The 25,353-nt window shown below is 67.3% G+C and carries 25 protein-coding genes; 12 read left to right on the top strand and 13 right to left on the bottom strand.

Annotation, left to right across the window (positions count from 1 at the left end; all coding sequences use genetic code 11):
• Positions 1–331: 331 nt before the first annotated feature.
• From CYJ10_RS05720 to CYJ10_RS05705, 4 genes are all read right to left on the bottom strand, one after another.
• Positions 332–832 carry a GDYXXLXY domain-containing protein gene (locus tag CYJ10_RS05720; protein WP_101680556.1) on the bottom strand — a complete coding sequence of 167 codons (501 nt, stop codon included), beginning with the start codon at positions 830–832 and terminating at the stop codon, positions 332–334.
• On the bottom strand, positions 829–1,983 hold the full coding sequence (locus tag CYJ10_RS05715; RefSeq protein ID WP_101680555.1) for a DUF4401 domain-containing protein: 1,155 nt from the start codon (positions 1,981–1,983) through the stop codon (positions 829–831). The genes CYJ10_RS05720 and CYJ10_RS05715 overlap by 4 nt, the downstream gene beginning before the upstream one ends.
• Complete coding sequence (locus CYJ10_RS05710) at positions 1,980–2,993, bottom strand: DUF2157 domain-containing protein (protein WP_101680554.1); 1,014 nt, start codon at positions 2,991–2,993, stop codon at positions 1,980–1,982. Before CYJ10_RS05710 ends, CYJ10_RS05715 begins: the two co-directional genes overlap by 4 nt.
• A gap of 93 nt (positions 2,994–3,086) precedes the next feature.
• Positions 3,087–5,261, bottom strand: a complete 2,175-nt coding sequence (locus CYJ10_RS05705; RefSeq protein ID WP_257993098.1) for a TonB-dependent siderophore receptor — start codon at positions 5,259–5,261, stop codon at positions 3,087–3,089.
• A 210-nt stretch (positions 5,262–5,471) separates the two neighbouring features.
• Here CYJ10_RS05705 and CYJ10_RS05700 point away from each other — a divergent pair, with 210 nt between their 5' ends.
• Positions 5,472–6,239, top strand: a complete 768-nt coding sequence (locus CYJ10_RS05700; RefSeq protein ID WP_101680553.1) for a 5'-methylthioadenosine/adenosylhomocysteine nucleosidase — start codon at positions 5,472–5,474, stop codon at positions 6,237–6,239.
• 52 nt (positions 6,240–6,291) lie between these two features.
• Here the strand turns inward: CYJ10_RS05700 and CYJ10_RS05695 are convergent, their stop codons facing one another.
• Entirely contained in the window at positions 6,292–6,534 is a 243-nt protein-coding gene (locus tag CYJ10_RS05695; protein WP_101680552.1) for a hypothetical protein, read from the bottom strand.
• 157 nt (positions 6,535–6,691) lie between these two features.
• On the opposite strand from CYJ10_RS05695, the gene hemA reads away from it, so the two are divergent.
• The 6 genes from hemA to CYJ10_RS05665 all read left to right on the top strand — a co-directional run bounded on the left by hemA (position 6,692) and on the right by CYJ10_RS05665 (position 11,797).
• Entirely contained in the window at positions 6,692–7,996 is a 1,305-nt protein-coding gene (gene hemA / locus CYJ10_RS05690; RefSeq protein ID WP_101680551.1) for a glutamyl-tRNA reductase, read from the top strand.
• A gap of 109 nt (positions 7,997–8,105) precedes the next feature.
• Entirely contained in the window at positions 8,106–9,188 is a 1,083-nt protein-coding gene (gene prfA, locus CYJ10_RS05685) for a peptide chain release factor 1 (RefSeq protein ID WP_101680550.1), read from the top strand.
• Between the two features lie 192 nt (positions 9,189–9,380).
• Positions 9,381–9,710, top strand: a complete 330-nt coding sequence (locus CYJ10_RS05680; protein ID WP_101680549.1) for a hypothetical protein — start codon at positions 9,381–9,383, stop codon at positions 9,708–9,710.
• A 148-nt stretch (positions 9,711–9,858) separates the two neighbouring features.
• A complete protein-coding gene (gene prmC, locus CYJ10_RS05675) occupies positions 9,859–10,731 on the top strand; it encodes a peptide chain release factor N(5)-glutamine methyltransferase (RefSeq protein WP_101680548.1) in 873 nt (290 codons plus the stop codon).
• Positions 10,732–10,853: 122 nt separating this feature from the next.
• Positions 10,854–11,165: a Grx4 family monothiol glutaredoxin gene (gene grxD / locus CYJ10_RS05670; RefSeq protein ID WP_035875397.1), complete on the top strand. Its 312-nt coding sequence runs from the start codon at positions 10,854–10,856 to the stop codon at positions 11,163–11,165.
• A 17-nt stretch (positions 11,166–11,182) separates the two neighbouring features.
• Positions 11,183–11,797: a UbiX family flavin prenyltransferase gene (locus tag CYJ10_RS05665; protein WP_101680547.1), complete on the top strand. Its 615-nt coding sequence runs from the start codon at positions 11,183–11,185 to the stop codon at positions 11,795–11,797.
• A gap of 173 nt (positions 11,798–11,970) precedes the next feature.
• On the opposite strand, the gene CYJ10_RS05660 is transcribed toward CYJ10_RS05665, so the two are convergent.
• The 3 genes from CYJ10_RS05660 to CYJ10_RS05650 form a co-directional block, all read right to left on the bottom strand.
• Positions 11,971–12,201, bottom strand: coding sequence for a hypothetical protein (locus tag CYJ10_RS05660; protein ID WP_175459967.1), 231 nt, complete (start codon positions 12,199–12,201; stop codon positions 11,971–11,973).
• Between the two features lie 149 nt (positions 12,202–12,350).
• Positions 12,351–13,874: an L-piperidine-6-carboxylate dehydrogenase gene (amaB, locus tag CYJ10_RS05655; protein WP_101680546.1), complete on the bottom strand. Its 1,524-nt coding sequence runs from the start codon at positions 13,872–13,874 to the stop codon at positions 12,351–12,353.
• The gene (locus CYJ10_RS05650; protein WP_101681045.1) at positions 13,871–15,064 is read right to left on the bottom strand and encodes a saccharopine dehydrogenase family protein; all 1,194 of its coding nucleotides are present in this window, start codon (positions 15,062–15,064) and stop codon (positions 13,871–13,873) included. The genes amaB and CYJ10_RS05650 overlap by 4 nt, the downstream gene beginning before the upstream one ends.
• 139 nt (positions 15,065–15,203) lie before the next feature.
• On the opposite strand from CYJ10_RS05650, the gene CYJ10_RS05645 reads away from it, so the two are divergent.
• Positions 15,204–15,653 carry an Lrp/AsnC family transcriptional regulator gene (locus tag CYJ10_RS05645; protein WP_101680545.1) on the top strand — a complete coding sequence of 150 codons (450 nt, stop codon included), beginning with the start codon at positions 15,204–15,206 and terminating at the stop codon, positions 15,651–15,653.
• 96 nt (positions 15,654–15,749) lie between these two features.
• Entirely contained in the window at positions 15,750–16,559 is an 810-nt protein-coding gene (gene dapB / locus CYJ10_RS05640; RefSeq protein ID WP_101680544.1) for a 4-hydroxy-tetrahydrodipicolinate reductase, read from the top strand.
• Between the two features lie 71 nt (positions 16,560–16,630).
• On the opposite strand, the gene CYJ10_RS05635 is transcribed toward dapB, so the two are convergent.
• The 5 genes from CYJ10_RS05635 to CYJ10_RS05615 all read right to left on the bottom strand — a co-directional run bounded on the left by CYJ10_RS05635 (position 16,631) and on the right by CYJ10_RS05615 (position 22,245).
• Complete coding sequence (locus CYJ10_RS05635) at positions 16,631–17,464, bottom strand: hypothetical protein (RefSeq protein WP_101680543.1); 834 nt, start codon at positions 17,462–17,464, stop codon at positions 16,631–16,633.
• A gap of 104 nt (positions 17,465–17,568) precedes the next feature.
• On the bottom strand, positions 17,569–17,850 hold the full coding sequence (locus tag CYJ10_RS05630) for a hypothetical protein (protein ID WP_101680542.1): 282 nt from the start codon (positions 17,848–17,850) through the stop codon (positions 17,569–17,571).
• 264 nt (positions 17,851–18,114) lie between these two features.
• A complete protein-coding gene (locus CYJ10_RS05625) occupies positions 18,115–19,578 on the bottom strand; it encodes a chloride channel protein (RefSeq protein ID WP_101681044.1) in 1,464 nt (487 codons plus the stop codon).
• Positions 19,579–19,673: 95 nt separating this feature from the next.
• Positions 19,674–20,642 carry a Bug family tripartite tricarboxylate transporter substrate binding protein gene (locus CYJ10_RS05620; protein WP_101680541.1) on the bottom strand — a complete coding sequence of 323 codons (969 nt, stop codon included), beginning with the start codon at positions 20,640–20,642 and terminating at the stop codon, positions 19,674–19,676.
• A 109-nt stretch (positions 20,643–20,751) separates the two neighbouring features.
• Complete coding sequence (locus CYJ10_RS05615; protein WP_101680540.1) at positions 20,752–22,245, bottom strand: acyl-CoA synthetase; 1,494 nt, start codon at positions 22,243–22,245, stop codon at positions 20,752–20,754.
• Between the two features lie 161 nt (positions 22,246–22,406).
• Here CYJ10_RS05615 and CYJ10_RS05610 point away from each other — a divergent pair, with 161 nt between their 5' ends.
• The 3 genes from CYJ10_RS05610 (at position 22,407) to CYJ10_RS05600 (ending at position 25,283) form a co-directional block, all read left to right on the top strand.
• Entirely contained in the window at positions 22,407–23,327 is a 921-nt protein-coding gene (locus tag CYJ10_RS05610; protein ID WP_101680539.1) for a LysR family transcriptional regulator, read from the top strand.
• A 77-nt stretch (positions 23,328–23,404) separates the two neighbouring features.
• Positions 23,405–23,917: a winged helix-turn-helix transcriptional regulator gene (locus tag CYJ10_RS05605; protein ID WP_101680538.1), complete on the top strand. Its 513-nt coding sequence runs from the start codon at positions 23,405–23,407 to the stop codon at positions 23,915–23,917.
• Positions 23,904–25,283: an MATE family efflux transporter gene (locus CYJ10_RS05600; protein ID WP_101680537.1), complete on the top strand. Its 1,380-nt coding sequence runs from the start codon at positions 23,904–23,906 to the stop codon at positions 25,281–25,283. Before CYJ10_RS05605 ends, CYJ10_RS05600 begins: the two co-directional genes overlap by 14 nt.
• The last annotated feature ends 70 nt before the right edge of the window (positions 25,284–25,353 follow it).

The raw sequence follows: 25,353 nt of genomic DNA, 5'->3' as shown, positions 1-25,353 counted from the left end.
GTGGGGACCACATCTGGCAAGGTGCCGTACGGGAGTGCTCAGGCCTGAGGAATCGATTGCCGAGCGTCCCGCACGGCCAGGAAAAGGCCGGCGCGAGCGACTCGTTGGGTCAGCAGGCCCAGGGCCCGATGCAGCGACAGCGCGCGTTCCAGCCCTCGGTGCATGGCACCGCAGGGGCTGGAACGACGGCTGTTGGCGAGCATCATGGGCAGGGCGCAAGGCAGCATTGAAAACCACGCTGCAAAGGAAGCGGGGGCGAAAGACCTCTTATGCCACAAGGGGTGGCCCCTGTCCAACCCCGGCCGGCCGCCGACCGTGACCACAGACGTGGCTACATCCCGTGCAGCGCCTCGTCGCGCATGCCCACCAGCAACGCCTGCCCGTCGGCATCCACGCGGAATTCTCCGAATTTCGCCTTGGCAAAGCGTTCCGCCTGGCCTTCCTGGAAGAACCACGCGTCCGTCGACACCTGCACGCTGTTGCCGCCCCATCGCGACGGCACGTTCTGCACGCGCAGTAGCAACTCGCCTGCCGCCAGCGGCTCGCCCTTGTGCAGGCGGACGAAGTGGCCTTCATTGCGGTCGTCACGGCGGACCACGATGACTTCCTCGCGCGACTGGCCCGTCTGCGCCGTGCCATGCGCCACGCGCACCTCGTTGGCGACCGAGAAATTCAGCGCCATATAGTCGCCCTGCATCAGCGAGCGCGGGTCCACCGGCGCCAGGCGCAGGTAGACCACGTCGCCGCGCGCCATCAGCCGTTCCTTGCCGACGATGCCTGCCATGGCGACGCCAACCGTCAGCAGCCATCCCACGATGATCCAGCGTTTCATGCCACGGCCTCCTGGCTGGCGATGCGGCCCAGCGCGGCACGGGCGGCCAGCAGCAGCGCGCCGGCGGCCACGAGCGTGGCCGACTTGGCCAGCAGCGTCCACTGCAGCGTGCTGTAGTACCAGACAAAGCCGATCAGCACCGTGGCGATGCCCAGCCCGAGCCACGGCAGCGAACCGCGTCGCAGCGCCACGGCCAGTGCCAGCACTCCGGCCGTCACGGCTGGGGCGTACACCATCAACGCGCTGAACGCGATGGCCACGCCCAGCATCGCCGCGCCTACCGGCACGCTGCACGTCAGCCGACGGCACTCCAGCAGCGTCATGGCCACCAGTGCCACGCCAATCAACGCGCCGGCCAGCCACCCGCCGTGCGCACGCCAGGGCGTATCGACACCGAAGATCAGCTCGGCCGGATGGGCGAAGCCGGTCACCACCAGCGCGCCCAGCAGCGCCATCAGCAGCGTGGCATCGGCGGCCGGCTCGGTCATCGGCAGGCGGCCCGCCGCCGCGAGCCGGTCCTCACGCATGACAAAGGCCAGCAGCGCTGCAAATGCCAGGGCCGTCATCGGACCCAGCGCCATCGGAATGGCGGTCCAGCGCGGCGCCATCAGGTCGCCCAGCACCACGCACGCGGCAACGCCCAGCGCCATCCACAGTGCGAGCATCGCCAGAAAGCGGTGCAGGCGGTCCGGGACCAGCACGAACAGCACCCCTTCAAACAGGGCCACGGCCACCCAGAACGGCGCCGTCTCCAGAAAGCGCTGGAAGCCCAGTGCCTCGCCCACGCCGGCTATGGCCATGCCCTGGCCGCCCAGGCTCAGCGCCAGGGCAAACTGCCCCAGCGCAATGCGGCCGCTCTCGCGGGCCGTCACGCGATAGAGCGCGACGGCGATGCCGATCATCACCACGCCGGTGATAGCCATGGCCGGGCCGTTGCCACGGGTGGTGGCGAACACGGTGCCAATCAGGAACATCTGGAAGAACAGCGCCCCGAGCCAGCCTGCGCCGCCCATCAGCAGACGGATCGGCCACGGCGTGCGCAACGTCGGCGCAAAGTCGCCCTGCACCGTGCCGCGCGCGGCCAGCTGGGTCCAGAGCCCGCGTTCGGTCTGTTCAGTCTGTTCGGTCCGATCGATCTGGCGCGGGTTCATGCCGGGCTCCCCGAAGTCTCGCGCCAGGCGCGCAGCAGCCACGTGGCGGCCGCCACGGCCAGGCCGATGGTCAGCAACGCCAGCAGCAGGAAGGCGCCGAAATCGCCGTGGAAATCCACGAGCCAGCGGCCCACGGCCGAGATGATCACGCCGATGCCGGTCAGGCAGACCAAGCTCAGCACCACGATATCGAACGCACGCCAGCGGAACCAGGCCGTCAGGCCGACCAGCGCCACGGCGCTGACCAGCAGGCCCGTGGCACTCACGTGATCGGTCAGCACGCTCATCAGTCCCACCCATCCTGCATACCCGCAGGCCAGCAGGCCCAGCAACCTGGGACCAGTCGCGCCCACGAAGCCCCAGCGCCCCGCCCTCGCGGCCAGCACATACCAGGCGGCCAACTGGATGATCGACGTACCCAACAGGAACATCATCGTTTCACGCGCGAATCGGGCCGAGAACAGCAGTTCAAACATGCCGCCGATGCCCAGCCGCACGCTGCAGAACCGCAGCAGCGCCACATTGCCGATGACCAGCACGATCCACCAATGCGGCGCCGCGCGCGCCGCCAGTGCCCACGGCACCGCCAGCAGCGTCCACAGCGCGAACAGCTGCCAGGCATCGGCGCCGGTCTGGTAGGTCTGCCCGATCACGGCCATCAGCACGCCGGACACAATTTGCGCGCCGCCCAGCGCGGCCCGGCCCGCCATGTCGCCAGCGGGGCGCCACGCGGCAAACCCGGCCAGCACGGTCAGCAACCCGGCCAGCAGTCCGAATTTGGAGAATTTATGAAGTGACGCCCAGTTGAAGGCGAAGAAGACGATGACGCCGGCGCACAGCAGCGCCGTGCCCAGGATCAACAGTGCGAAGTCTAGCCAGTGGCGCCAGTGCGCACTGCCGGGCAGCGTGGGCGCCCAGGCGGCCAGTAGGTCCGTGGCGCCAAGGCGGCCCTGGGCGCGCCAGTCGGCCAGCGCCTGCTGGATGGTGCGGCGAGAAGTGAAAGTTTCCAACCGGCGATCCCCCTGAGAGTCGGCATGGGCTGCATGCTAGCAAACCGGCACGCCGAAGTCTCCCGGGGGTGCCCCGGGGTCAAAACGGATCGATCAGAAGCGGTAGGTCACGTTGCCGATGATCGAGCGCTGCGTGCCGAAGAAGCAATCGCCCCGCGCGATACAGCTATAGACGTACTGCTTGCCGAACACGTTGTTCATGTTCAGCGATACGCGTACCGGGCCGCGATCGTAGGCCACCACGGCGTCGAACACCGTGAATCCGCCCACGCGGTTGTTGCCCGTGCCGTCGGTGCTCGGGCCGTTGTAGCGCGCACCGGCACCGGCCAGGAAGCCGGGGATATCGAACAGGCTGAAGCGATAGTTGGCCCACAGCGACGCCGTGTTGGTCGGTACGCTGGCCAGCCGCTGCCCCTGCTCGGCCGCCGTGCCTTCGATCGTCTTGGCGTTCAGGAACGTGTACGCGGCGATCAGGTCCAGCCGTCCCAGGGACACCAGCGCCTCCAGTTCGGCGCCGCGCGTGCGGGCTTCGCCGATCTGCACCGTGCCCGCCATGCCGTTGACCACGCCCGCCACCTTGCGGTTTTCCTCGCGCATATCGAACACGGCAGCCGTCAGCGTCATGTTCTTGCCCGGCGGCTGGTACTTGATACCGGCTTCCCACTGCTTGCCGCGCAGCGGCTTGAATGCCGTGCCATCGACATTGAACCCGGCCTGGCCCTGGAACGATTCGGCATAGCTGACATACGGGTTCAGGCCGAAGTCGGAGCGGTACATCAGGCCAAAGCGCTTGGTCAGTTCGCTGTCGTCACGCGAGGCCGACGGCGTGTTGTCCTGCGCCGCACGCGACCAGTCGTAGCGCAGCCCCACCATCAGCAGCCACTTGTTCCATTCGATCTGGTCCTGCAGGTACACGCCAGTCTGGATCTGCTTGGCCGCCGGCAGGTCGCGGAAGGCCGTGGGCGCCACGTAGTTGCCGTAGACCGGATTGAACACGTTGATCGGCGCGGCCGAGCCGTTGGCATTGGTGCGGCCCGTGCTTTCGCTGTTCTGGTAGTCCAGGCCGGCCAGGAACGTATGGCCGACCGGACCGGTGCGGAATTTCGCCTGGCCCTGGGTGTCCACGGCGAACTGGTTCAGCGTGGGCTGGTTCAGGTACAGCACGCGGCGCAGCATGGTGTCGCTGCCCGGCACCCAGCCGTGCGTGGCGCCGGTAAAGCCGGTGGTGTAGATGCTGCGGTAGTCGACCGTGCTGTGCGAGTAGCGCAGGTTCTGGCGCACGGTGAAGGTGTCGTTGAAGCGGTGCGAGAACTGGTAGCCCACGGCGTGCTGTTCGGCCGTGTACTTGTCGAAGCCCGGTTCGCTGACGAAGAAGTTCTGCGGGATCTGGCCGGCCGGATTCTCGATCAGCGTGCCGCGCCACGGAAAGAAGCCGATCATCGTGCCGCTGTCGTCCTTCTGGAAATTGGCCAGCAGGGTGAATTCGGTGTCGGCGTTCGGACGGTACGTCAGCGACGGCGCGATGAAGTAGCGGTTGTCCTTCACGTAATCCACCGACGCATCGCTGTCGCGCGCCATCGCCACGAAGCGGTACAGCCACTTGCCGTCGGCATCGATCGGGCCGGTGAAGTCGGCCTGGATCTGCTTGCGGTTGTAGTTGCCGAAGCTCACGCCGATTTCGCGCGCCGCGTCGGCCTGCGGCCGCTTCGACACCAGGTTCACGATACCGCCCACGGCGCCCTGGCCGTACAGCATGCCCGACGGCCCCTTCAGCACTTCAATGCGCTCCAGCGCGTACGGATCGGGGCGGGTGTTGTTATAGAAGCCAACCGCGTTCAGCAGGCCGTCCAGATACTGGGTGGAGTCGGTGCCACGGATCTTGATCGTGTCGGTACGGTTGTCGTTGGCGAAGCCGGCCGTGGTCACGCCCGCCGTATACCCCACCGCCTGCGCCACCGACTGCGCGCCCTGTAACTCCATGCGGTCGCGGGTGATGACCGTGATCGACTGCGGCGTCTCGACGATCGGCGTATCGGTCTTGGTGGCCGTCACCGCCCGCTTGGCCACCACCCCCTGCACCGGGCCGGTGGGCGACTCCACGCCGCTGCTGGCGCTGACCGTCACGGTGGGCAGGCTGTGGTTGGCCGGCACGGCGGCAGGCGCCTGTTCCTGGGCCATGGCCAGGCTGGCGGCCTGCATGCTCAAGGCAAGGGTGGTCATCTGGAGGGCGTACGAGCGGCGGTAGCGGCCCCGGGCGCGGACTGGCATGGATGTCTTCTCTCGTTACTTATTGAAAATACGAATGCGAATGAATCGCATTAAAAGCAACGAATTGTAACGCCATGTATTGCGCAGCACACAATCGAACACGTTTCTCATGCGCGGAATGTCGCACGCTGCCCACAGTCCGCTCTGGCTTTCGCATCGCTGCGGTCACCGGTAAGCTGGCGCCGTTTTCGATTCGTCCCCTACAGCACCATGACCCTCGGCATCCTCGCCGCCCTGCATCACGAAGTAGACGGCCTGATCTCCGCGATGCGCCACGAAGACGCGCGCGCCACCATGCAGACCATCGGCATGCGCGATTACTACCGCGGCACGCTGCATGGCCAGCCCGTCGTGCTGGTGCTGGCGCGCGTCGGCAAGGTAGCGGCAGCGGCCACCACGGTCACATTGATTCGGGAATTTGGCGTCGACGAGATCGTTTTTACTGGCCTCGCAGGGGGAGTGGGCACTGACGTACGAGTCGGTGACATCGTCGTGGCCGACCGCACGGTGCAGCACGACATGGACGCCCGCCCGCTGTTTCCGCGCCACGAAGTGCCCTTGCTGGACCAGTCCGAATTCCCGGCCGACCCCGTACTCACCGCTGCGTTACATAGCGCGGCAGAAGGTTTCCTGCACGACGACCTGGCCACCGAGGTGCCCGATGGCGTGCTGGCCCGTTTTGGCATCGATCAGCCGCGCCTGCACGTCGGGATGATTGCCAGCGGCGACCAGTTCATCAACGCGCCGGCCGCTGTTGCCGATTTGCGACAGGCCTTGCCGGGCCTGCAGGCGGTGGAAATGGAAGGCGCCGCGCTGGCACAGATCTGCCACGAATATGGCGTGCCCTACGCCTTGATGCGGACGGTGTCCGACCGTGCGGACGATACGGCACACGTTGATTTTTCGTCGTTTTTGCGCGACGTGGCCAGCCACTATTCCAGCGCGATCCTGCGCCGATTTCTGGACACAAGAGGCTAATCGGGCACATTGGCATGGATGCCAATTCCCGACCATTTCGTTCGTTCTGAAGTTACCGGCGCGGCCGGGCCATGCCCCAGACCGCCACGAGCAGGGCGGCGCCAGCAATCGCGGCGCCCCAGCCGACAATCTGGCCATCGGTGAACAGATGCGCGGCGCGCCCGCCGTAAAAGGCCGCCAGTGCGCCCAACACCCCCAACAATAGCGCGGACGGCACGGTGACAACACGGCCCGCGGGATGCAATAGCCGTCCCGCGAATCCCACCACTGCGCCCACCACTGCCAGCCCAAACATAACCACTCCCATGTCTTTTGATCCACAGCAAAAGTGGATGTGTCGTAACGATACTGCAGGTCGCCGACGCCGCCTGGGGTTCCCTGCAACTTTGTAACGGGGCGGTATAATGACCAGCGCTTCCGGCACCGTTCCGGCTGGCAATCAAACCCCACAAATGCAACTGCTCGCGATCGGTATCAATCACACCACGGCACCCGTCTCGCTCCGCGAGCGTGTGGCGTTTCCGCTTGAGCAGATCAAACCCGCACTTGGCGCCCTGCGCACCCACCTGGCTGGGCGCAACGGCACCGAGGCCGCCATTCTTTCCACCTGCAACCGTACCGAGATCTACTGCGCCACCGATGTGCTTCAGCCGGGTCAGGAAGGGTTCGAGCACACGCTGCGCTGGCTGGCCCAGCATCACAACGTGCCCGCAGGCGATCTGGCGCCGCATTTGTACGCCCTGCCCCAGTCCGAAGCCGTGCGCCACGCCTTCCGCGTGGCCAGCGGGCTCGACTCGATGGTGCTGGGCGAAACCCAGATTCTGGGGCAGCTCAAGGACGCGGTGCGCACCGCTGGCGAAGCCGGCGCGCTGGGCACGTACCTGAACCAGCTGTTCCAGCGCACGTTCGCGGTGGCCAAGGAAGTGCGCGGCCAGACCGAAATCGGCGCGCACTCCGTGTCGATGGCCGCCGCCGCCGTGCGCCTGGCCCAGCGGATTTTTGAAAGTGTGTCGACGCAGCGCGTGCTGTTCATCGGCGCCGGCGAGATGATCGAACTGTGCGCCACGCACTTTGCCGCGCAGAAGCCGCGCCAGGTGGTGGTGGCCAACCGCACCGTCGAACGCGGCGAGAAGCTGGCCGAGCAACTGGCTGAGCAGGGTCTCACGACGCAGGCCATCCGCCTGCAGGACCTGGGCGAGCGCCTGCACGAGTTCGACATCGTCGTGTCGTGCACTGCCAGTTCGCTGCCGATCATCGGCCTGGGTGCCGTGGAGCGCGCGGTCAAGCGCCGCAAGCACCGCCCGATCATGATGGTCGACCTGGCCGTGCCGCGCGACGTGGAACCCGAGGTGGCGCGTCTGAACGACGTGTTCCTCTATACGGTCGACGACCTCGGCGCCGTGGTGCGCGAGGGCAACGCGATGCGCCAGGCCGCCGTGGCCCAGGCCGAGGCGATCATCGAATCGCGCGTGCAGAACTTCATGCACTGGCTGGAAACGCGCAGCGTGGTGCCGGTGATCCGCGACCTGCAGGCCAGCGGCGAAACCATTCGCCAGGCCGAACTGGAGCGCGCCCGCCGCATGCTGGCGCGTGGCGACGATCCGGCCGCCGTGCTCGAAGCGCTGTCCGGCGCGCTGACCCGCAAGTTCCTGCACGGCCCCACGCACGCCCTGAACCACACCCAGGGCGAGGACCGCGAGGCGCTGCTGCGCCTGGTGCCGGGCCTGTTCCGCCACAGCAGTCACTCCGAGCGCTAGCCGCGCCGACCATACCGCGCTGGCGTCCGCCGGCGCCGCCGGGCATTGCCCGCCGATCCACGCCGTGGCCACGCCACCGCGCCCCCTCAGCATCCCGACTCCGCTACCGATGAAACCCAGCATGCTCAACAAGCTCGACCAGCTGGCCGAGCGACTCGACGAAGTGAACGCCCTGCTTGCCAGCGAAACGGCTACGGCGGACATGGGCCAGTATCGCAAGCTGTCGCGCGAACATGCCGAACTGTCGCCGGTGGCCGAGCAGTATTCGCAGTATCGCCAGGCGCAGGACGACCTGGCCACCGCGCAGGCGCTGCTGGACGACCCCGAGATGAAGGACTTTGCCGCCGACGAGATCGCCGCCGCGCGCGACCGCCTCGACGGCCTGGAAAAGTCGCTGCAGACGCTGCTGCTGCCCCGGGACCCCAACGACGACCGCAACCTGCTGCTGGAAATCCGCGCCGGCGCCGGCGGCGAGGAAAGCGCGCTGTTCGCCGCCGACCTGCTGCGCATGTACACGCGCTATGCGGAGCGCCAGCGCTGGCAGGTGGAGGTCATGAGCGAATCCGAGTCCGACCTGGGCGGCTACAAGGAAGTGATCGTGCGCATTGCCGGCGATGCCGCGTTCTCGAAGCTCAAGTTCGAGTCGGGCGGCCATCGCGTGCAGCGCGTGCCGGCCACCGAGGCGCAGGGCCGCATCCATACATCGGCCTGCACCGTGGCCGTGATGCCCGAGGCCGACGAAGTGGGCGAGGTGGAGATCAATCCCTCCGACCTGCGCGTCGACACGTTCCGCGCGTCGGGCGCGGGCGGCCAGCACGTGAACAAGACCGACTCCGCCGTGCGCCTGACTCACCTGCCCACCGGCATCGTGGTGGAATGCCAGGACGACCGCAGCCAACACCGCAATAAGGAAAAAGCCATGAAGGTGCTGGCCGCGCGCATCAAGGACGGCCAGTTGCGTGCAGCGCAGGCCAAGGAAGCCAGCACGCGGCGCAACCTGATTGGCACCGGCGACCGCAGCGACCGCATCCGCACGTACAACTTCCCGCAGGGCCGGGTGACCGACCATCGCATCAACCTGACGCTCTACAAGATCGACATGATCATGGACGGCGACCTCGACGAACTGGTGGGATCGCTGGCTGCCGAGCACCAGGCCGACCAGCTGGCGGCGCTGGGCGAGGAATCCTGACCGAATCCGACCCGCGCCGAAGTTTGTAACCTAGGTAAATGCTTGAAACAGCACTGGCTTGTAAAAAGGCGCTGTCTATAATCGATTTCGACCAGACCATCCCAATACGTCACTTTCGCGAGACATCGGCGCGTTGGGGTCTCGAAGTCTGGGTGGATGTCACTCCTCAAACAGACACACAAGGACGAAATCATGAACAAACTGCTCGCCGTGCTGATGCTTACCGCCGCCATTTCCGTTGCCGCCTGCGGCAAGAAGGACGAGGCTCCGCAAACCAACGCTGACAGCGCCATGCAGAACGCCGCCGAATCGGCCAAGGCCGCCGCCAGCGACGCCGCCGCCGCTGCTGCGAATGCCGCCGACGCCGCCAAGGCTGCTGCCAGCGGCGTGGCCTCGGATGTCTCCGCCGCCGCCGACAAGGCCCGCGAAGACGCCGGCAACGCCATGGCCCACGCCAAGGAAGCGACCAAGGACGCCGTCAACACTACGGCCGACAAGGCCAAGGACGCCGTCAACAAGTAATAGTCCTACGCAGGCGCGCGCGGAAGTCGGCCCCGAATGGGCTTACACTAGGCGCCTGAATGCAGAGCCACGCGAAAACCCCGTCAGGCCCAGGCCCGACGGGGTTTTTTGCGAACCGGCCGCCGATTGTCCTGACGCACTGCCGCCGATGTCCTCGAATCCTCCGGGCGATTTTCCGCCCCTGCCTTCCACGCCCACCCTGCGCGAAGCGCAGACGCTTGCTGCCATGGCCGGCCTGCCCGCGCTGGAGGCCCGCATGCTGCTGTCCCATGTCACCGGGCTCACGCGCACCCAGTTGATCACCCGTGACCAGGACCCTCTCAATGAGGCACAACGTGATGCATTTTCCACGTTGCTGGCGCGCCGGCTGACCGGGGAGCCGATGGCCTACCTCCTGGGCGAACGCGAATTCTTCGGCCGCACGTTCCGCGTCACGCCCGATGTGCTGATTCCGCGTCCCGATACCGAAGTGGCCGCCGAGGCCGCGCTGGCCCGTCTGGCCGGTATCCACACGCCGCGCGTGCTGGACATGGGCACCGGCTCGGGCGTCCTGGCCGTCACCATCGCCCGCGAGCGGCCTGACGCCGACGTCTGGGCCACCGACATTTCACGCGGCGCGCTGATGGTGGCGCAGGACAACGCCCGCGCGCTGCAGGCCGACAATATCCGCTTTCTGGTGTCGGACTGGTATCACGCGCTGCCGCCCGGACAACGGTTTCACCTGATCTTGAGCAATCCGCCCTATATCGCGGCGGGCGATCCGCACCTGGCCGAAGGCGACCTGCGCTTCGAGCCGATCGACGCCCTGACCGATCACGAGGACGGCCTGGCCGACCTGCGGGCCATCGTCGCCGGCGCCACCCAGCGGCTGCTGCCGCAGGGCTGGCTGCTGATGGAGCACGGCTACGACCAGGGCTACGCCACCCGCCACCTGCTGACCAGCACCGGCTTTGCCGAGGTGTTCACCGCACGCGACCTGGGCGGAAACGAGCGCTGCAGCGGCGGCCGGCTGCCCGGCTGAGGGCGGGCCTGAGGGTGGCCCGGGGGGGGATGGGCCGACGACTGGCTGATACCCCTACCTGATGCCGGGGCCCGATTCCGGTAAAATCCGCTGATCCCCCATGCAACCGGACCGTTTTCATCATGAGTGACGTACAACAGAAGATCGACCAGATCGTGAAGGGCAGCCCCGTGGTGCTGTTCATGAAGGGCACCGCCCAGTTCCCGATGTGCGGTTTCTCGGGCCGTGCGATCCAAATCCTGAAGGCCTGCGGCGTCGACGCGCCGACCACGGTCAACGTGCTCGAAGACGAGGGCATCCGTCAGGGCATCAAGGAATACGCCAGCTGGCCGACCATCCCGCAGCTGTACGTGAACGGCGAGTTCGTCGGCGGCTCGGACATCATGATGGAGATGTACCAGAACGGCGAACTGCAATCGCTGCTGAAGGCCTGAGCCTGTCTGGAACTGCCATGCCTGTGAATCAGGGCGGCGTGCCGCAACGGCTGATCGTCGCCATCACGGGTGCCACCGGCGCCGTCTACGGCGTCCGGCTGCTGCAGGTGCTGCGCGATGTGAGCGGCGTGGAAACCCACCTGCTGATGTCGCCCGCCGGCATCATGAACGTGCAGCACGAACTCGACATCGGCCGCGCGGAAGTGGAAGCGCTGGCCGATGTGGTTCACAACGTGCGCGATATCGGCGCCACCATTGCCAGCGGATCGTTCCGCGCCCACGCGATGATCGTGGCGCCGTGCTCGATGCGTACGCTGGCCGCCGTGGCCCATGGTCTCTCAGACAACCTCATCACCCGCGCTGCCGACGTCACGCTCAAGGAGCGCCGCAAGCTGGTGCTGATGGTGCGCGAAACCCCGCTGAACCTGGCCCACCTGCGCAACATGACCGCCGTCACCGAGATGGGCGGCATCGTATTTCCGCCAGTGCCGGGGTTCTATCAGAAGCCGCAGAGCATCGCTGAACTGGTCGACCATACCGTCGGCCGCGTGCTCGACCTGGTGGACCTGCGCGATGTCGGTGAAACGCTCGCGCCGGGTTGGGGCGGGCTGAACAACACCGCAGGCGACTGATTCGATTTGGCTCGCTGTCTTTTTCCCCTCTCCCACTTGCAAGAGAGGGGCCGAGGGAGAGGGCTCGACAGTTCAAACAGCGACTTGTTGTCGCTTGAAACGCCCGCGCTCTCCCCTACCCCTCTCCCGCAGGCGGGAAAGAGGATCACTCTTCAAGCGCTCACGCGCCCCAATTACCAGTGCCGATACCGGCGCCCGTAGTAACCACCGTAGTACCCGCCACCGTAGTAGCCATACGATGGCCGCACCACCACGGCCGGCGGCGACACGTACACCGGCGCGGGTGCCACCGCGACCGGGGCCGGGCCGACCTCGGGCCCGTACGGCGTGGGATATACCGCGCAGCCGCCAAGCATGGCCGCGCCCGTCACTGCCAGACCCAACACAATCGCTTTCGTTCTCATCACAACGTCCTTTTTGTCCCAGGCATTGCGTCATCTCAATGCACTGTCCTTAAGAACGTTATACGGGTGGGTCCGGTAATACAGCGTCAAGGCGCTGTAACCCTTGTTACGATTCGCAACGACTTCGTGCATGTAAGCGGCACGCTGGGTCAGACGTCGAAGCGGACGCCCTGGGCCAGCGGCAGGGTGTCGCCGTAGTTGATCGTATTGGTGGCCCGGCGCATATAGCCCTTCCACGCATCGGACCCCGATTCACGGCCACCGCCGGTTGCCTTCTCGCCGCCGAACGCGCCGCCGATCTCCGCGCCGCTGGTGCCGATGTTAACGTTGGCAATGCCGCAGTCGCTGCCCGCCGCCGACAGGAACATCTCCGCCTCGCGCAACGACTCGGTGAAGATGCACGACGACAGGCCATGCGATGCCGCGTTGTTCAGCGCGATGGCCTCGTCCAGCGACGTGTATGGCATCAGGTAAAGGATGGGCGCGAAGGTCTCGGTCAGCATCGTGTCATGCTGGGTGTCGGTCAGCACCAGCGCCGGCCGCACGTAGCAGGCGCGCGGGAACCGGTCGGCCAGCAGCCGTTCGCCGCCATGCACGACGTTGCCCTGCGCGCGGCAACTGGCCAGCGCGTTGGCCATGGCATCGCCGGCCGCGGCATCGATCAGCGGCCCGACGAGCGTGCCGTCCTGCAGCGGGTCGCCCACCGGCAGGCGGGCATACACCTGGCGCAGGCGCTGCGTCACCGCTTCGATCCGATCCGCGTGGACGAACGCGCGCCGCAACGTGGTGCAGCGCTGCCCGGCCGTACCGGCCGCCGCGAAGGTCATCGCGCGGATCGTCAGTTCCAGGTTGGCCGATGGCGCCACGATCGCCGCGTTGTTGCCTCCCAGTTCCAGGATGGCGCGCTTGAAGTGCGCGGCGCAGGCCATGCCGACCTCGCGGCCCATGCGCGTGGAGCCGGTCGCGCTCATCAGCCGCACCGAGGGATGCTGTACCAGCGCCTGGCCCAGTTGGCGCCCGCCCGTCAGCACGCAGCACAGGCCCGCAAACTGCGGCGCATGGTCGTCCAACACCCGGTCGAGCAGCCCCTGCACGGCCAGCGCGCAAAGCGGCGTCTTTTCCGAAGGCTTCCACACCACGCCGTTGCCGCACACCAGCGCCAGCGCGGCATTCCACGCCCACACGGCCACCGGGAAGTTGAACGCCGAAATCACGCCGCACAGCCCGTACGGATGCCAGGTCTCGCGCATCGCATGCGCGGGGCGCTCCGAGGCAATCGTCAGCCCGTGCAACTGGCGCGACAGACCCACGGCAAAGTCGCAGATGTCGATCATCTCCTGCACTTCGCCCAGCCCTTCCTGCAGGATCTTGCCCGCCTCCAGCGACACCAGTCGGCCCAGCGCCGCCTTGTGAACGCGCAGCGCCTCGCCCAGGCGGCGCACCACCTCGCCGCGTGCCGGCGCCGGTGTCAGCGCCCAGACACTCTGCGCCGCGTGGGCGCGGGCGATGCGCGCATCGGCGTCGGCGGGCGAACACACCGGCAACTGGCCAAACACCTCGCCGTCGATCGGCGAACGCACGGCCAGCGTACCCGCCGCGGGCGCGCCGGCCGGCGTCCAAGGCTGCGGCAGGCCCATGGCCTGCCAGCATTCGGCAAATTCCTGCGCTTTCATGCGAGCGTCTCCTGCAGCGGGTGCCGCGCGTAATGCTGGCCGAAGCGGTTGGCCAGAAAGCGGTCGAGCGGCATGGCTTCCTGTTTCACAAATCCCGATTGCGGCAACACGCCGGTGGCCACCAGATCCAGCGCGGTGCAGATGCCAGCCGCCGTGGTCAGCTGGATCGCATTGACATGGCCGATGCCTGCGAAATCGTCCATGCCGCCAATCCGCGTGGAAAACGACGCCTGCGTCAGCGGCCCGCGCTTGCCCTCGCCCCGCGTGCCGGGCGGGTGGCCGGTGGCGCTGGCGAACACCACCACCACATCCTGCGCCGTCACCGGAATGGCGTGCTCGAAGATCTCGCGCAGCCATTCGCGTCGTTCGCGCAGCCGCAAGTCGTTCAGCAGCAGCTTCATCTGGGCACAGTGGCCGGGATAACGGATGGACTTGTAATCGACCTGGCGGGCGCGCCCGGCCAGCGTGTCGGGCAGCGTGCCCAGCCCGCCAGAGGTATTAAAGGCTTCGTACTCCACGCCGTCCAGTGCGAAGGTCTCGTGCCCCTCCAGCGCCGGCAATTCCACGCGGCGGCCGTCCACGATGGCCTCGCATGGGTTGCAGTATTCGTTGATCAGCCCCTCGGTGCTCCACGTCAGGTTGTACTTGAGCGCGTTGCTGGGGTAGCGCGGCAGCGCGCCCACGCGCATGCGCAGGTCGTGCAGTTCGCCGCCGCCGCGCAGGAAGCGCTGCGCCAGGTCGTGTCCCACTACGCCGATAAAGCCGGGTGCCAGCCCGCATTGCGGCATCAGCACCGACCGCGCGCCGCCGGCCAGCGTGCGGATGGCGTGGGTGGCCGTCACGTCCTCGGTCAGGTCGAAGTAATGCACGCCCAGGCGCGCGGCCACCGTGGCCACGTGGATGGCGGCATGGAACGGCAGCGCGTTCATCACCGCATCGGCCCCGGCCAGCAGCGCCGCGCAGGTGCCGGGTTCGGTCGGATCGCCAGCCCGTACCTCGATGCCGCGCGGCACGCCATCGAGCCGGTGCGCGTCGTGATCGACCAGGCAGACGCGGTAGTCGCCAGTATTGGCCAGCATCGTGGCAATCACGCGGCCGATCTTGCCGGCACCGAGCACGACCACCGAAAGCGGACGGGGGGCGAGAGTCAGGTCGCGCACCGTGGCGGGACCCAGCGTGGAAGCTTGCATGGCTGACTCCGTCAGAAACTTGTTGTTGGTGACTGAAGTATGGGCAGCCACGCGCACGTTATATAGCCGCAAGATTGACGAAAGCCCGGCATAATCGGTCGTATTGACATAGTAATTTGACGAAACGTCATCGACGACCATGGCAGAACTCGACCAGACCGACCGGCATCTGTTGGCGCTGCTGCAGGCCAACGCCCGGGAGAGTGCGGCCAACCTGTCGCGCGCACTGGGCATCGCACGCACGACTGTGGTGGCCCGCATCGCCCGGCTCGAACGCACGGGCGTGATCGCCGGGTACGGCGTGCGGCTGGGCAGCCAGATGGAAGACAACGCCATCCTGGCGTTCTGCGGGCTGTCCGTGCAGCCTAAAGCGGCGCCCGCCGTGGTGCGCGCGCTGCAGCGCTTTCCAGAGATCGAGGAACTGAACTCGGTCAGCGGCCCGGTGGACTACTTGGCCGTGATCCGCTGCGACACCCACGCGCGGCTGGACAAGCTGCTCGACGAGATCGGCATGCTCGACGGCGTGAACCACACCACCACGTCGATCGTGCTGGCGCGAAAGATCGACCGGCGGCGCGCGGCGGACTAGCCCCGCCAGCGCCAGCCGGCATCGCGGGGCATGGCCAGCGCGGTTGAAGCCGGCGCGCTATGCTTGCCCTCCTTGCAACCGGAGCGGGAGAGAACGATGGATAAGAATATTCGCGTTGCCGTGGGCGGCGTGACGGGCTGGGCCGGCGGCGAGCTGGCACGCGGCGTGGCCCACGCCGCCGACATGACGCTGGTGGCCGGGCTGTCGCGCGGCGCGGCAGGCCAGACGCTGGCCAGCCTGACGGGCCACAAGGACACCCCGGGCGTGGCGGCGGCCAGCATCGAGGAACTGGGCCAGACGCCGTACGACGTCTACGTCGAGTACACCAAGCCGGTCATCGCCAAGCACAACATCCTGCAGGCGCTGGCGCACGGCGCGCATGTGGTGGTGGGTACATCGGGTCTGTCCGAGGACGACTACGCAGAGATCGACGCCGCGGCGCGCAAGGCCGACCGCGGCGTGCTGGCCTGCGGCAACTTCGCGATCACGGTGGTACTGCTGCAGAAGTTTGCCGAGATGGCGGCGCGCCACCTCGATCACTGGGAAATCATCGACTACGCCAAGGCCGGCAAAGTGGACGTGCCGTCCGGCACGGTGCGTGAACTGGCGTTCCGGCTAGGTCAGGTCAAGCAGGCGGCGCAGGCCGTACCCGTGGATCAGGTCAGCGGCCCGAAGGAAACGCGCGGCGCCACGATGTCTGGCACGCAGGTGCACGCTGTGCGGCTGCCGGGATACCAGCTGGGGGTCGAGGTGATCTTCGGCGCCGATGGCCAGCGCCTGCACATCAAGCACGAAGCCGGCGACGGCTCCAAGCCCTATGTGTCCGGCGCGCTGCTGGCCATCCGCAAGGTGCAGACGGTGCGCGGCGTGGTGCGCGGCCTGGACAAGGTGATGGAAGGGCTCTGACGGAAGGGCTCTGACGGCAGCACGCCGCGCGCCCTGCCTCCCCTCGCCGCCCTTCCTGGCGGCTTCCGGCGTTACCAGCTGCCCGGGTTGACCGCCTTGGCGGGGGCTGCCGCCTTCTTCTCGACCTTGTCCGTCTTTTCGGCCTTGTCAGCCTTGTCAGCCTTGTCAGCCTTGTCAGCCTTGTCAGCCTTGTCAGCCTTGTCCGACTTGCCGCCCTTGCCCGGCGGCGCGGGTGGAGGCGCCAGCGACTTCGCCACTTCGGCATCGCGGTTGGCCATCAGCGCTCGCGCCTGCGGCAGCAGCAGTTCAATCGTGCCTTCGGCCGGATCCTCGGGAATCGCGTAGAGCTCCACGGTCAGCGGCTTGCGCATCCAGCCCGCGTGGATACTCCGCACGTCCTTGCCCGCCTTGTCCTTCATGTCCACCATCTCCTGGCGGAACGGCTTGCCATACCGGGCGTTGAGCGCCTGGGCAGCAGCGTCCTGCGAGCGGATGCCGTCGGTCGGCACGATGACGCCCACCAGCGCATTGCCATCGACCAGCGCCACCAGGCGCGGGCCGTCCATGAACGCGGGCCGCTGGGCGCGCGGCACCCCCACCTGACGCATCACCCCGTCGCCACGCAATTCCACGCAGTACGCGGTCACGTCCTTGCCATCCGGGGTCCGGTGGTCGGCGCAATCGGGCAATGCGGGTAGCGGACTGCCGATCTCGAGCGTGTCGAGCATCGTCGAAAAACGGTCCTTGCCGTCGAGGAGCGCCGCCGTGGCCGCGGCGGCATTGGGGGCCTTGATGGCAGGCTGCGCTGCCGGTGCGGCCGGTGCGACGGGCGCAGCCGGGGCGGCTCGGGCGACAGACGTCGCCAGCAGGGCGGCAATTGCCAGCCCGGCAAGAGGAAATCTCAAAACACACTCCTGAAATCGGCTCCGCATTGGAGCCGGCTCCGTCCCGAGGGTTCCTGCCGGGGATACGCGGCATCAACGGTGTGATGCCGGGTCGACAGGTTGGGTCAGAGCATATGCTTCACAGCATTGAAGCATACCAGCGCGATGCCAATCAGCACTGCCCACAGAATCAGCTTCGGCACCGGGCTTGGCGGCAACTGCCGTGACGGTGTGCGCTGGGCCACCGGTGCGCGCATGCGGGTGTTGGCCTGCAGGCCGCGCGTGTGCCAGATAGCGGTGTCCGCGCCAAGATCGTGCCATTGGGCGCTGTCGCGCGGCGTGCTGGTGTGCGGCTTGCCTGTGCGCGGCGTGGTCGGGCGTGTGCCGCCCGGTCGTTGCATAGCCATTTTCTGCTCCCCCGAAATGCATCCGATGTACATCCGATGCCGGTCCGACGAGGTCGTGTGCCGCCGGTACACATGCACTGCCGGCCGATCTGCTGCCGCCGTTCAATGCGCAGCAGATGGTAAGACATCGCGAATGCGTCCGCTACGGCGCTTCGATGCCAAACCCACACTTCGGCGTGCGTCCGCCGGGGGAAGTTTGTAACCACCTGTTACGACGACAGCGGAGGGGCGCTTGCGCCACTATTGGACCCCATTTCGGGGGCTTCATGCCGGCGCTTCCTTCCGCGCGATGGCCGTCGCCTCCCGGCGAAACGCATGGCCCATGTGGTGATAGAACGGGTGCGGATTGAACTGGCGCGACAGGAACGACGCCAGCAGCGATGCCGCCAGCAGGTAGATGGTCAGGTCCTGCGTGCGCGTCATTTCCATCACGATCACGCTGGCGGTGATGGGCGCCTGGGTAGCGGCCGCCAGGAAGGCCGCCATCGACACCAGCGCCAGCACGCGCGGCTCGGCCATGCCGGACATGAAATGGGTCACGACATCGGCCACATTCGCCCCGATGCCAGCGCCGATGGCCAGCGCGGGGGTGAAGATCCCGCCCGGAATGCCCGCGAAGTACGACACCACCGTGGCCACGAACTTGGCCAGCCCGAACCACAACGTGCTGTGCGGCTCGCCATTGATCAAGCCGGACGCCTGCTCGTATCCCGTTCCAAAGGTGGCGCCGGCGGTGGCCCAGCCCACAGCTGCCACCACCAGCCCGCACAGGAAAGCCACCCAGACCGGATGCCCGGTCGTCCAGCCGCGCCATGCCGCCGGCACCAAGCCAGGCACGCCGCGAATCAGCAACTTGGCGAACAGCCCGCCCATCACGCCGTTGACCACCGCGCACAGCATGACCGGGCCCCACACGTCGTGCAGTACCAGCATCGGCACCTTGACGCTGAAATACGGGTTGTTGCCAAGCACGGCCAGCGACAGGAAGCCCGCCGTCAGCACGCCGGACAGCACCAGCCTGTCCCACCGTACGGCCGTGCCGCGACCCAATTCCTCGATGGCGAAGACCACCCCGGCCAGCGGCGTGTTGAACGCCGCCGCCAAACCGCCCGCCGCACCGGCCGCGATCAGCGAACTGGGATGAAAGCCTATGCGGAAACGCAGCTTCTGCTGGCACCACTGCCCCCAGGCCAGCATCGCTGCGGCCCCTACCTGTACCGATGGCCCCTCGCGCCCCACCGATGCGCCCGCCAGCAGCGCCCCGGCGGTCAGCAGGACCTTCCACATCGATTGCCGGAATGACACGAGCGCGTTCTGCGCCACGCCAGCCGGTGGCAGCGTCACGGCGGCGATCACCTGCGGAATGCCGGAGCCACGCGCCTGCGGCGCCAGACGGATCGTCAGCCAGCGCAGGGCGGCCAGTCCGAAGGGCAGCATCACAAAGGCCAGCCAAGGCGTGGCCGTGGTCAGCTTCGCATTCCAGCGCAGCGCAATTTCGGCGATGTAGGCAAAGACCATCGAGAACAGCGCCACCCCGCCGGCGCCGCACATGAACACCGCATAGCGCATCGACGTGCGCGATATCCGGCCCACCTGGCGCGTCTTGCGATGCGCCGCGCGGCGCGCGTGAACGCGGAGCTGGCCCAGCCGATCGCGGCGGGGGGCGGGCTCGGATGGCGGATTGGAATCGGGAGGGCTCGAATCAGGCGGTTCGACAGGATCGGTCATGACGTCGATGCGATAACGCATGCGGGGGCGTGGCAAAAAACGTCCTCAACTATACGCTCCCGATTTCCCGCAATGCACCGATCCGCCGCGCCGGCTCAATCCAGGCTGATGTTGTTGGTGCGAATCACCTTGCCCCAATTCTCTCGGTCGGCCTGCACGTAGCGGTCAATCTCCGCCTGGCCGCGCGGCTGTTGCACGATCAGGCCCAGCGCATTGAACGTGTTGCGGAACGGCGTCTCGGTCAGCACGTGCGACGCGGCGGCCTGCAGTTTCGCGACAGCCTCCGGCGGCGTCTGGGCCGGCACGGCCAGACCAAACCACGTGGCCGCATGGAAGTTGGGGTAGCCGCTTTCGGCCACCGTCGGCACATTGGGCAGGACTTCCAGCCGCGAACGGCCCGTCACGGCCAGCGCCTTGAGCTTGCCGGCCTTGATATGCGGCAGCGAGGTGCTGACCACGTCCACCATCAACTGCGTGTCGTTGGCCAGCAGCGACGCCAGCGCCGGCGCGCTGCCGTTGTACGGCACGTGCGTCATCTCGATACCCAGTTCAGACTTCAGCATTTCCGTGGCCAGTTGCAGCGGATTGCCGAGCCCCACGGACGAATAGTTGAGCTTGCCGCCCGCCGCCTTGGCATAGGCCGCGAAGTCCTTGATGCTGCTGGCCGGCACCTGGGGGTTGGTGACCACCACCAGCGGCACCTCGATGCCGATCAGGATGACCTTGAAGTCCTTCGGGTCGTAGCCGGTCTTCTTGTAGAGCATCGGGTTCAGCACCATGCTGGCGCTGCTGCCCATCAGGACCGTGTAGCCATCCGGCTGCGCCCGCGCCACGCCCTGTGTGCCGACCATCGTGTTGGCGCCAGGGCGGTTTTCCACCACCACGGGCTGCTTCAGTTCACGCGCCATGCCTTCGGCCATCGCGCGGCCGAACTGGTCGGTGGAGCCACCCGGTGTGTACGGTACGACAAGCTTGATCGGCCGGTCGGGGTAGGCGGCCACGGCTGGGGCAGTGAACGCGATCCCCAACAAGGCGGCGCAGATGCTGATGGCGATACGGTGCATGGTTGTCTCCTGCTTTATTTGAATGGAATCGCAATGCCGACGCCTGCCCTTTCTCCCGCCCCTTGCCCGCCGTGTGGGAGAGGGGAAAGAACCTTGGGGCAAGTCGTGCTCAGACGCGTCGCTGGCGGCCCGCCCAGTGCTGGTCGCGCAGCCGGCGCTTGGCCAGCTTGCCGGTTTCGTCGCGCGGCAGCCGTGCCACGATCTCGATCGAGCGCGGCACCTTGAAGCCTGACAGCCGGTGGCGCAGCCATTCGATCACCGCTGCAGGGGCCACTTCGGCGCCCGCCACCGGCTCGACCACGCCGTGCAGGCGCTCGCCGTACTCGTCGTCCGGCACGCCGAACACCACGCAGTCCGCCACACCCGGATAGCGCACGAGTTCGTGCTCGATCTCGGCGGGATAGATGTTGACGCCGCCCGAGATGACCATGTCCGACGCGCGGTCGCAGATGAACAGGTAGCCGTCGGCATCGACGTAGCCCATGTCACCCAACGTGACGTGGCCGTCGATATCGATCTCGCGTCGCGCCTTGTCGTTGTTCAGGTAGGTGAAGTCGGGATAGGCAGGCTGGCGCACGTAGACCAGGCCCACTTCGCCCGGCGCGCACGGCTTGCCGTTCTCGTCGATGATGCGCACGCTGGCGTCGTCCACGGGGCGCCCGGCCGTGCCAGGGCGGGCTGCGGCATCCTCGGGCGTGGCCACGGTGACCAGACCGGCCTCGCTCGACGCGTAGGTTTCGTGGATCACTGGCCCGAACCAGTCGAGCATGGCGCGCTTGACCTCCGGTGAGCACGGCGAGCCGGTGGACGCGACAAAGCGGATCGACGACAGGTCATACCTGGCGCGCACTTCGGGCGGCAGCTTCAGCAGCCGCACGTACATGATCGGTACCAGGTAGAGCACGTCGATGCGATGCTTTTCCACCAGCGCCAGCACCTGCTCGGCATCGAAACGCGGCGCCAGCACCAGGCGCTCGGCCATCTGCAGCGCGTTCTGCACGTACACACTCGGCGCGCTGTGATAGAGCGGCGCCGACATCAACGCACGGCAGCCAGGCACGATGCCGTAGGCCTGCCGGATCAGCGAGCGCAGGCGTTCCTGCTGCGCGTCCAGGTCTGCCAGAGGAACCGCCTGGCGCAGCACGCCCTTTGGCCTGCCCGTGGTGCCGGACGTGTAGGCCAGATGCCCGCGCGGGGCCACGCGCGGCCCGTCGTAGGGGGCTTGTGCGGCCAGCCACGGTTCGTATTCGATCCCGTCGGGATGCGTGCCGCCGACCACCAGCACCGCGACGCCGGCAGGCACCACCGCTTGCACGGCCGGCAACAGGTCGGCGTGGACGATCAGCGCCCGCGCGCCGCTGTCTTCCAGCAGAAAGCGCACTTCCTCGGCCATGAAATGCCAGTTGACCGGGCAGTAGTAGGTGCCGGCCGCGCGACACGCAAACACCACGTCGGCAAACACCGGATCATTGCGCAGCAGCACCGCCACCACGCCGCCCTCCTCCAGCCCAAGCCGCCTCAGCCCGCCAGCCAGCCGCGTGCCGCGTGCCAGCACCTCCGCGCCAGGGCGCTGCAACGAGTCGAACCAGAGGTCTGCGGGCATGCGGGGTCTCCTTGTATGGCTGCCGGATGCGGTGGATGGCCACGAGTCAGGACTTTTCCACCGATGACTGGCCACTGTAGCGAGGCGCGCCAATATCGACAATCCCATCTGACCGAATCACAATGTTGCATCAAACTTGACATTGCTTTCAGAGTCGTCGCATGGATCTCAACCTTGTGCAGGCCTTCGTGGATATCGTCGAAGCGGGCAACCTGGCCGAAGCGGGGCGCCGGCGCGGCGTCACGCGATCGCAGGTCAGCCGGCAGCTTGGGCAACTGGAGGAGCAGGCCGGCGCCATGCTGCTGCGTCGGACCACGCGCCGGCTGGAAATGACCGATGCAGGCCAGTCGCTCTACGACCACGGCTTGCGCATCCTGCAGGAGATGGCCGCCGCGCAGGCCGAGATCGACAGCCTGGGCAAGACGCTGCGCGGCCATGTGCGCGTGAGCGTGCCCACCGGCCTGGGCGACGCCTTCATCGCCCCGCTGTTGCTGCGGTTTGCCGAACTGCACCCAGGCATTTCGCTGCGCGTGTTCTTTGCCAACCGCGTGACCGACCTGATCGCGGCCGAGATCGATGTGGCGCTGAAGGTGACGTCGCTGCCACCGCTGGACACCGTGGCGCGCGAGGTCTGCGCCATCCGCTGGCAGCTGTGCGCGTCGCCGGAATACCTGGCGCGTACCCCGCCACTGCAGAAGCCGTCGGACCTGGCAGAGTGTCGCTTCCTGTGCCCGCCCTACACTTCGAGACGCTTCCTATTGACCCTGGGTCGCGATTCCGCGTGTGGGCCGGAACGGCACGATGTGGAGATCACGCCCTACCTGCAATCCGAACACTTCCCCTTCCTTATGAACGCCGTCCGCCAGGGCCATGGCATCAGCCTGCTGCCCGTCTACATGGGTTGGGAAGATGTGCGCCGGGGCACGCTGGCGCCGGTGCTGCCCGACTGGAAGCCCGAGGGCCTCGGCAACCGCCTCTACATCATCACCACGCCAAACCCGCATCTGTCGATGGCCACGCGGGCGCTGATCGGGTTCCTGCGCGAGGCGGTGACGGGGTTGTCGGTATTCGCACAAGCCTGACAAAAATCGCCCACCGACTTTCAAATCGCAAGCTATTATCCTTTTTACTTGCAAATCAAAAGTAAAAAGAGGAGACGATGGCACACACGGACTTTGCCAATATGCCGTGCCCGGTGGCGCGGTCGATGGCGATGCTGGGCGAGCGATGGGCGATCCTGCTGATGCGGGAGGTCTACTACGGCAGCTCGCGATTCGACGAATTCGAGCAGCACCTGGGCATTGCGCCCAACATCCTGAGCGCGCGGCTCAAGACGCTGGTCGAGCATGGGCTGCTGGAAAAGGTGCCGGCGCCCGGCGGTGGCGCACGGCAGGTATACCAACTGACCGAGATGGGGCGCGACTTCTTTCCGGTCTACGTGTCGCTCAAGGCCTGGGCCGACCGCTGGCTGGCCGATGACAAGGGGCCGCTGACCGTGCTGGAAGACAAGCGCGACGGCGGCGAGATCGTGGCGGGCTGCCTGACCCGAGCCGATGGCAGCACCATCACCGTCGACGACCTGCGCGTGCGGCCTGGCCCTGGCGCCGGCCGGTATCTGCGCGAGCGCTTTGGCGCGCAACCCGCCCCGGAGGCCGCCGATGAGCAAGCCTGACGCATTGACTCTGGACGGCTCGGCCGCTGCCAAAGCGGCGGCGCCCGTCGAACCGGTTTCCAACGGCGAGATCGCCCGGCGCATTGCCGTGCTGGCGGCACCCACCAGTCTCGTGGCCTTCCTGCAGGCCGGTTCCCAACTGATCGAAACCTGGCTGGCCGCGCGCCAGGGCACGGCGGCGCTGGCCGGCTGGGCGGTGGTGCTGCCGTTCGCGCTGCTGCTGCAGCAGATGTCGGCCGGCGCGATGGGCGGCGGCGTGGTATCCGCCATCGCGCGCGCGCTGGGTGCCGGCAAGCGCGACGACGCGTCGTCGCTGGTGATGCACGCGATGATCATCGCCGTGACGGCCGGCCTGGCCTTTGCCATCGCGCTGGCAGGCTTTCCGCGCCAGGTGTTTGGCGCCGTCGGCGGCAGCACGGCGGCCGACGCGGCCGCCACCTATGCGATCTGGCTGTTCGGCCTGGGCGCAGTGCCGGCGTGGCTGGCCAATACGCTGGCGTCGGTGCTGCGCGGTGGTGGACGCCACGCGCTGGCCGCCCGCGTGCTGGCCGGCATGTGGATCATCTTTCCTGTGCTGTCGTGGTGGTTTGCCGAAGAACTGGGCATGGGATTGGCCGGCATCGGCGCGGGGCTGGCGGCGGCATCGTGGGCGGCGGCGCTAATGATGGCCTGGGTGGTGATGCGCGGCGGCGCGGGCTTTGTGCCGACGCTGCGCGTGAAGCTGTCGGGTGCGTTGTTCCATCGGATCCTGGCGGTCGGCCTGATTGCATGCGCGCTGGCATCGGTGGCCAACCTGACGACGATCCTTGTCACTGCGCAGCTGCGTCACTACGGCACCACCGCCGTGGCGGCCTATGGCATTTCGGCGCGGCTGGAATTCCTGATGATTCCGCTGGCATTCGGCGTGGGCTCGGCGCTCACGGCGCTGGTGGGCCGATCGGTGGGCGCTGGCGACTGGCACACGGCGCGCCGCACCGCCTGGGTAGGGGCGCTGCTGGCGCTGCTGCTGGCCGGCAGCGTCGGTGCCGCGGTGGGGCTGGCGCCGGCGCAGTTCGCGGCCCTGTTCACCAAGGATGCCGAAGTGGCCGCCATTGCCGCGCGGGCGTTGTCGTGGGTCGGCCCGGCATTCGGCGGATTCGGGCTGGGCATGGCACTCTACTTTGCGTCGCTGGGCGCGGCGCGCATGCGCTGGCCGATCGTGGCCGGCCTGAGCCGGATCGGCCTGGCCGCCGGTGGCGGCTGGGTGCTGGCCAACGTGGCGGCCATGGGCCTCGACGGCCATTTCCTGGGCGTTGCGCTGGGCATCACCGCCTATGGGCTGGTGACGGCGGTCGGGGTTCGCAAGGGGGAGTGGTCGCCGCGCTGAGCGATGGCAGGACCGAGGGCTCGGTCCCCGCTCTCACTCGTGAAAGAGGGTTGGAGAGAGGACCAGCGAC

It is taken from the genome of Cupriavidus pauculus (assembly GCF_002858765.1).
In the GTDB taxonomy this organism is placed as follows: Bacteria; Pseudomonadota; Gammaproteobacteria; order Burkholderiales; family Burkholderiaceae; genus Cupriavidus; species Cupriavidus pauculus_B.
The sequence above is the reverse complement of the archived record's forward strand: the minus strand, read 5'-3'. Positions and strand labels throughout refer to the sequence as shown.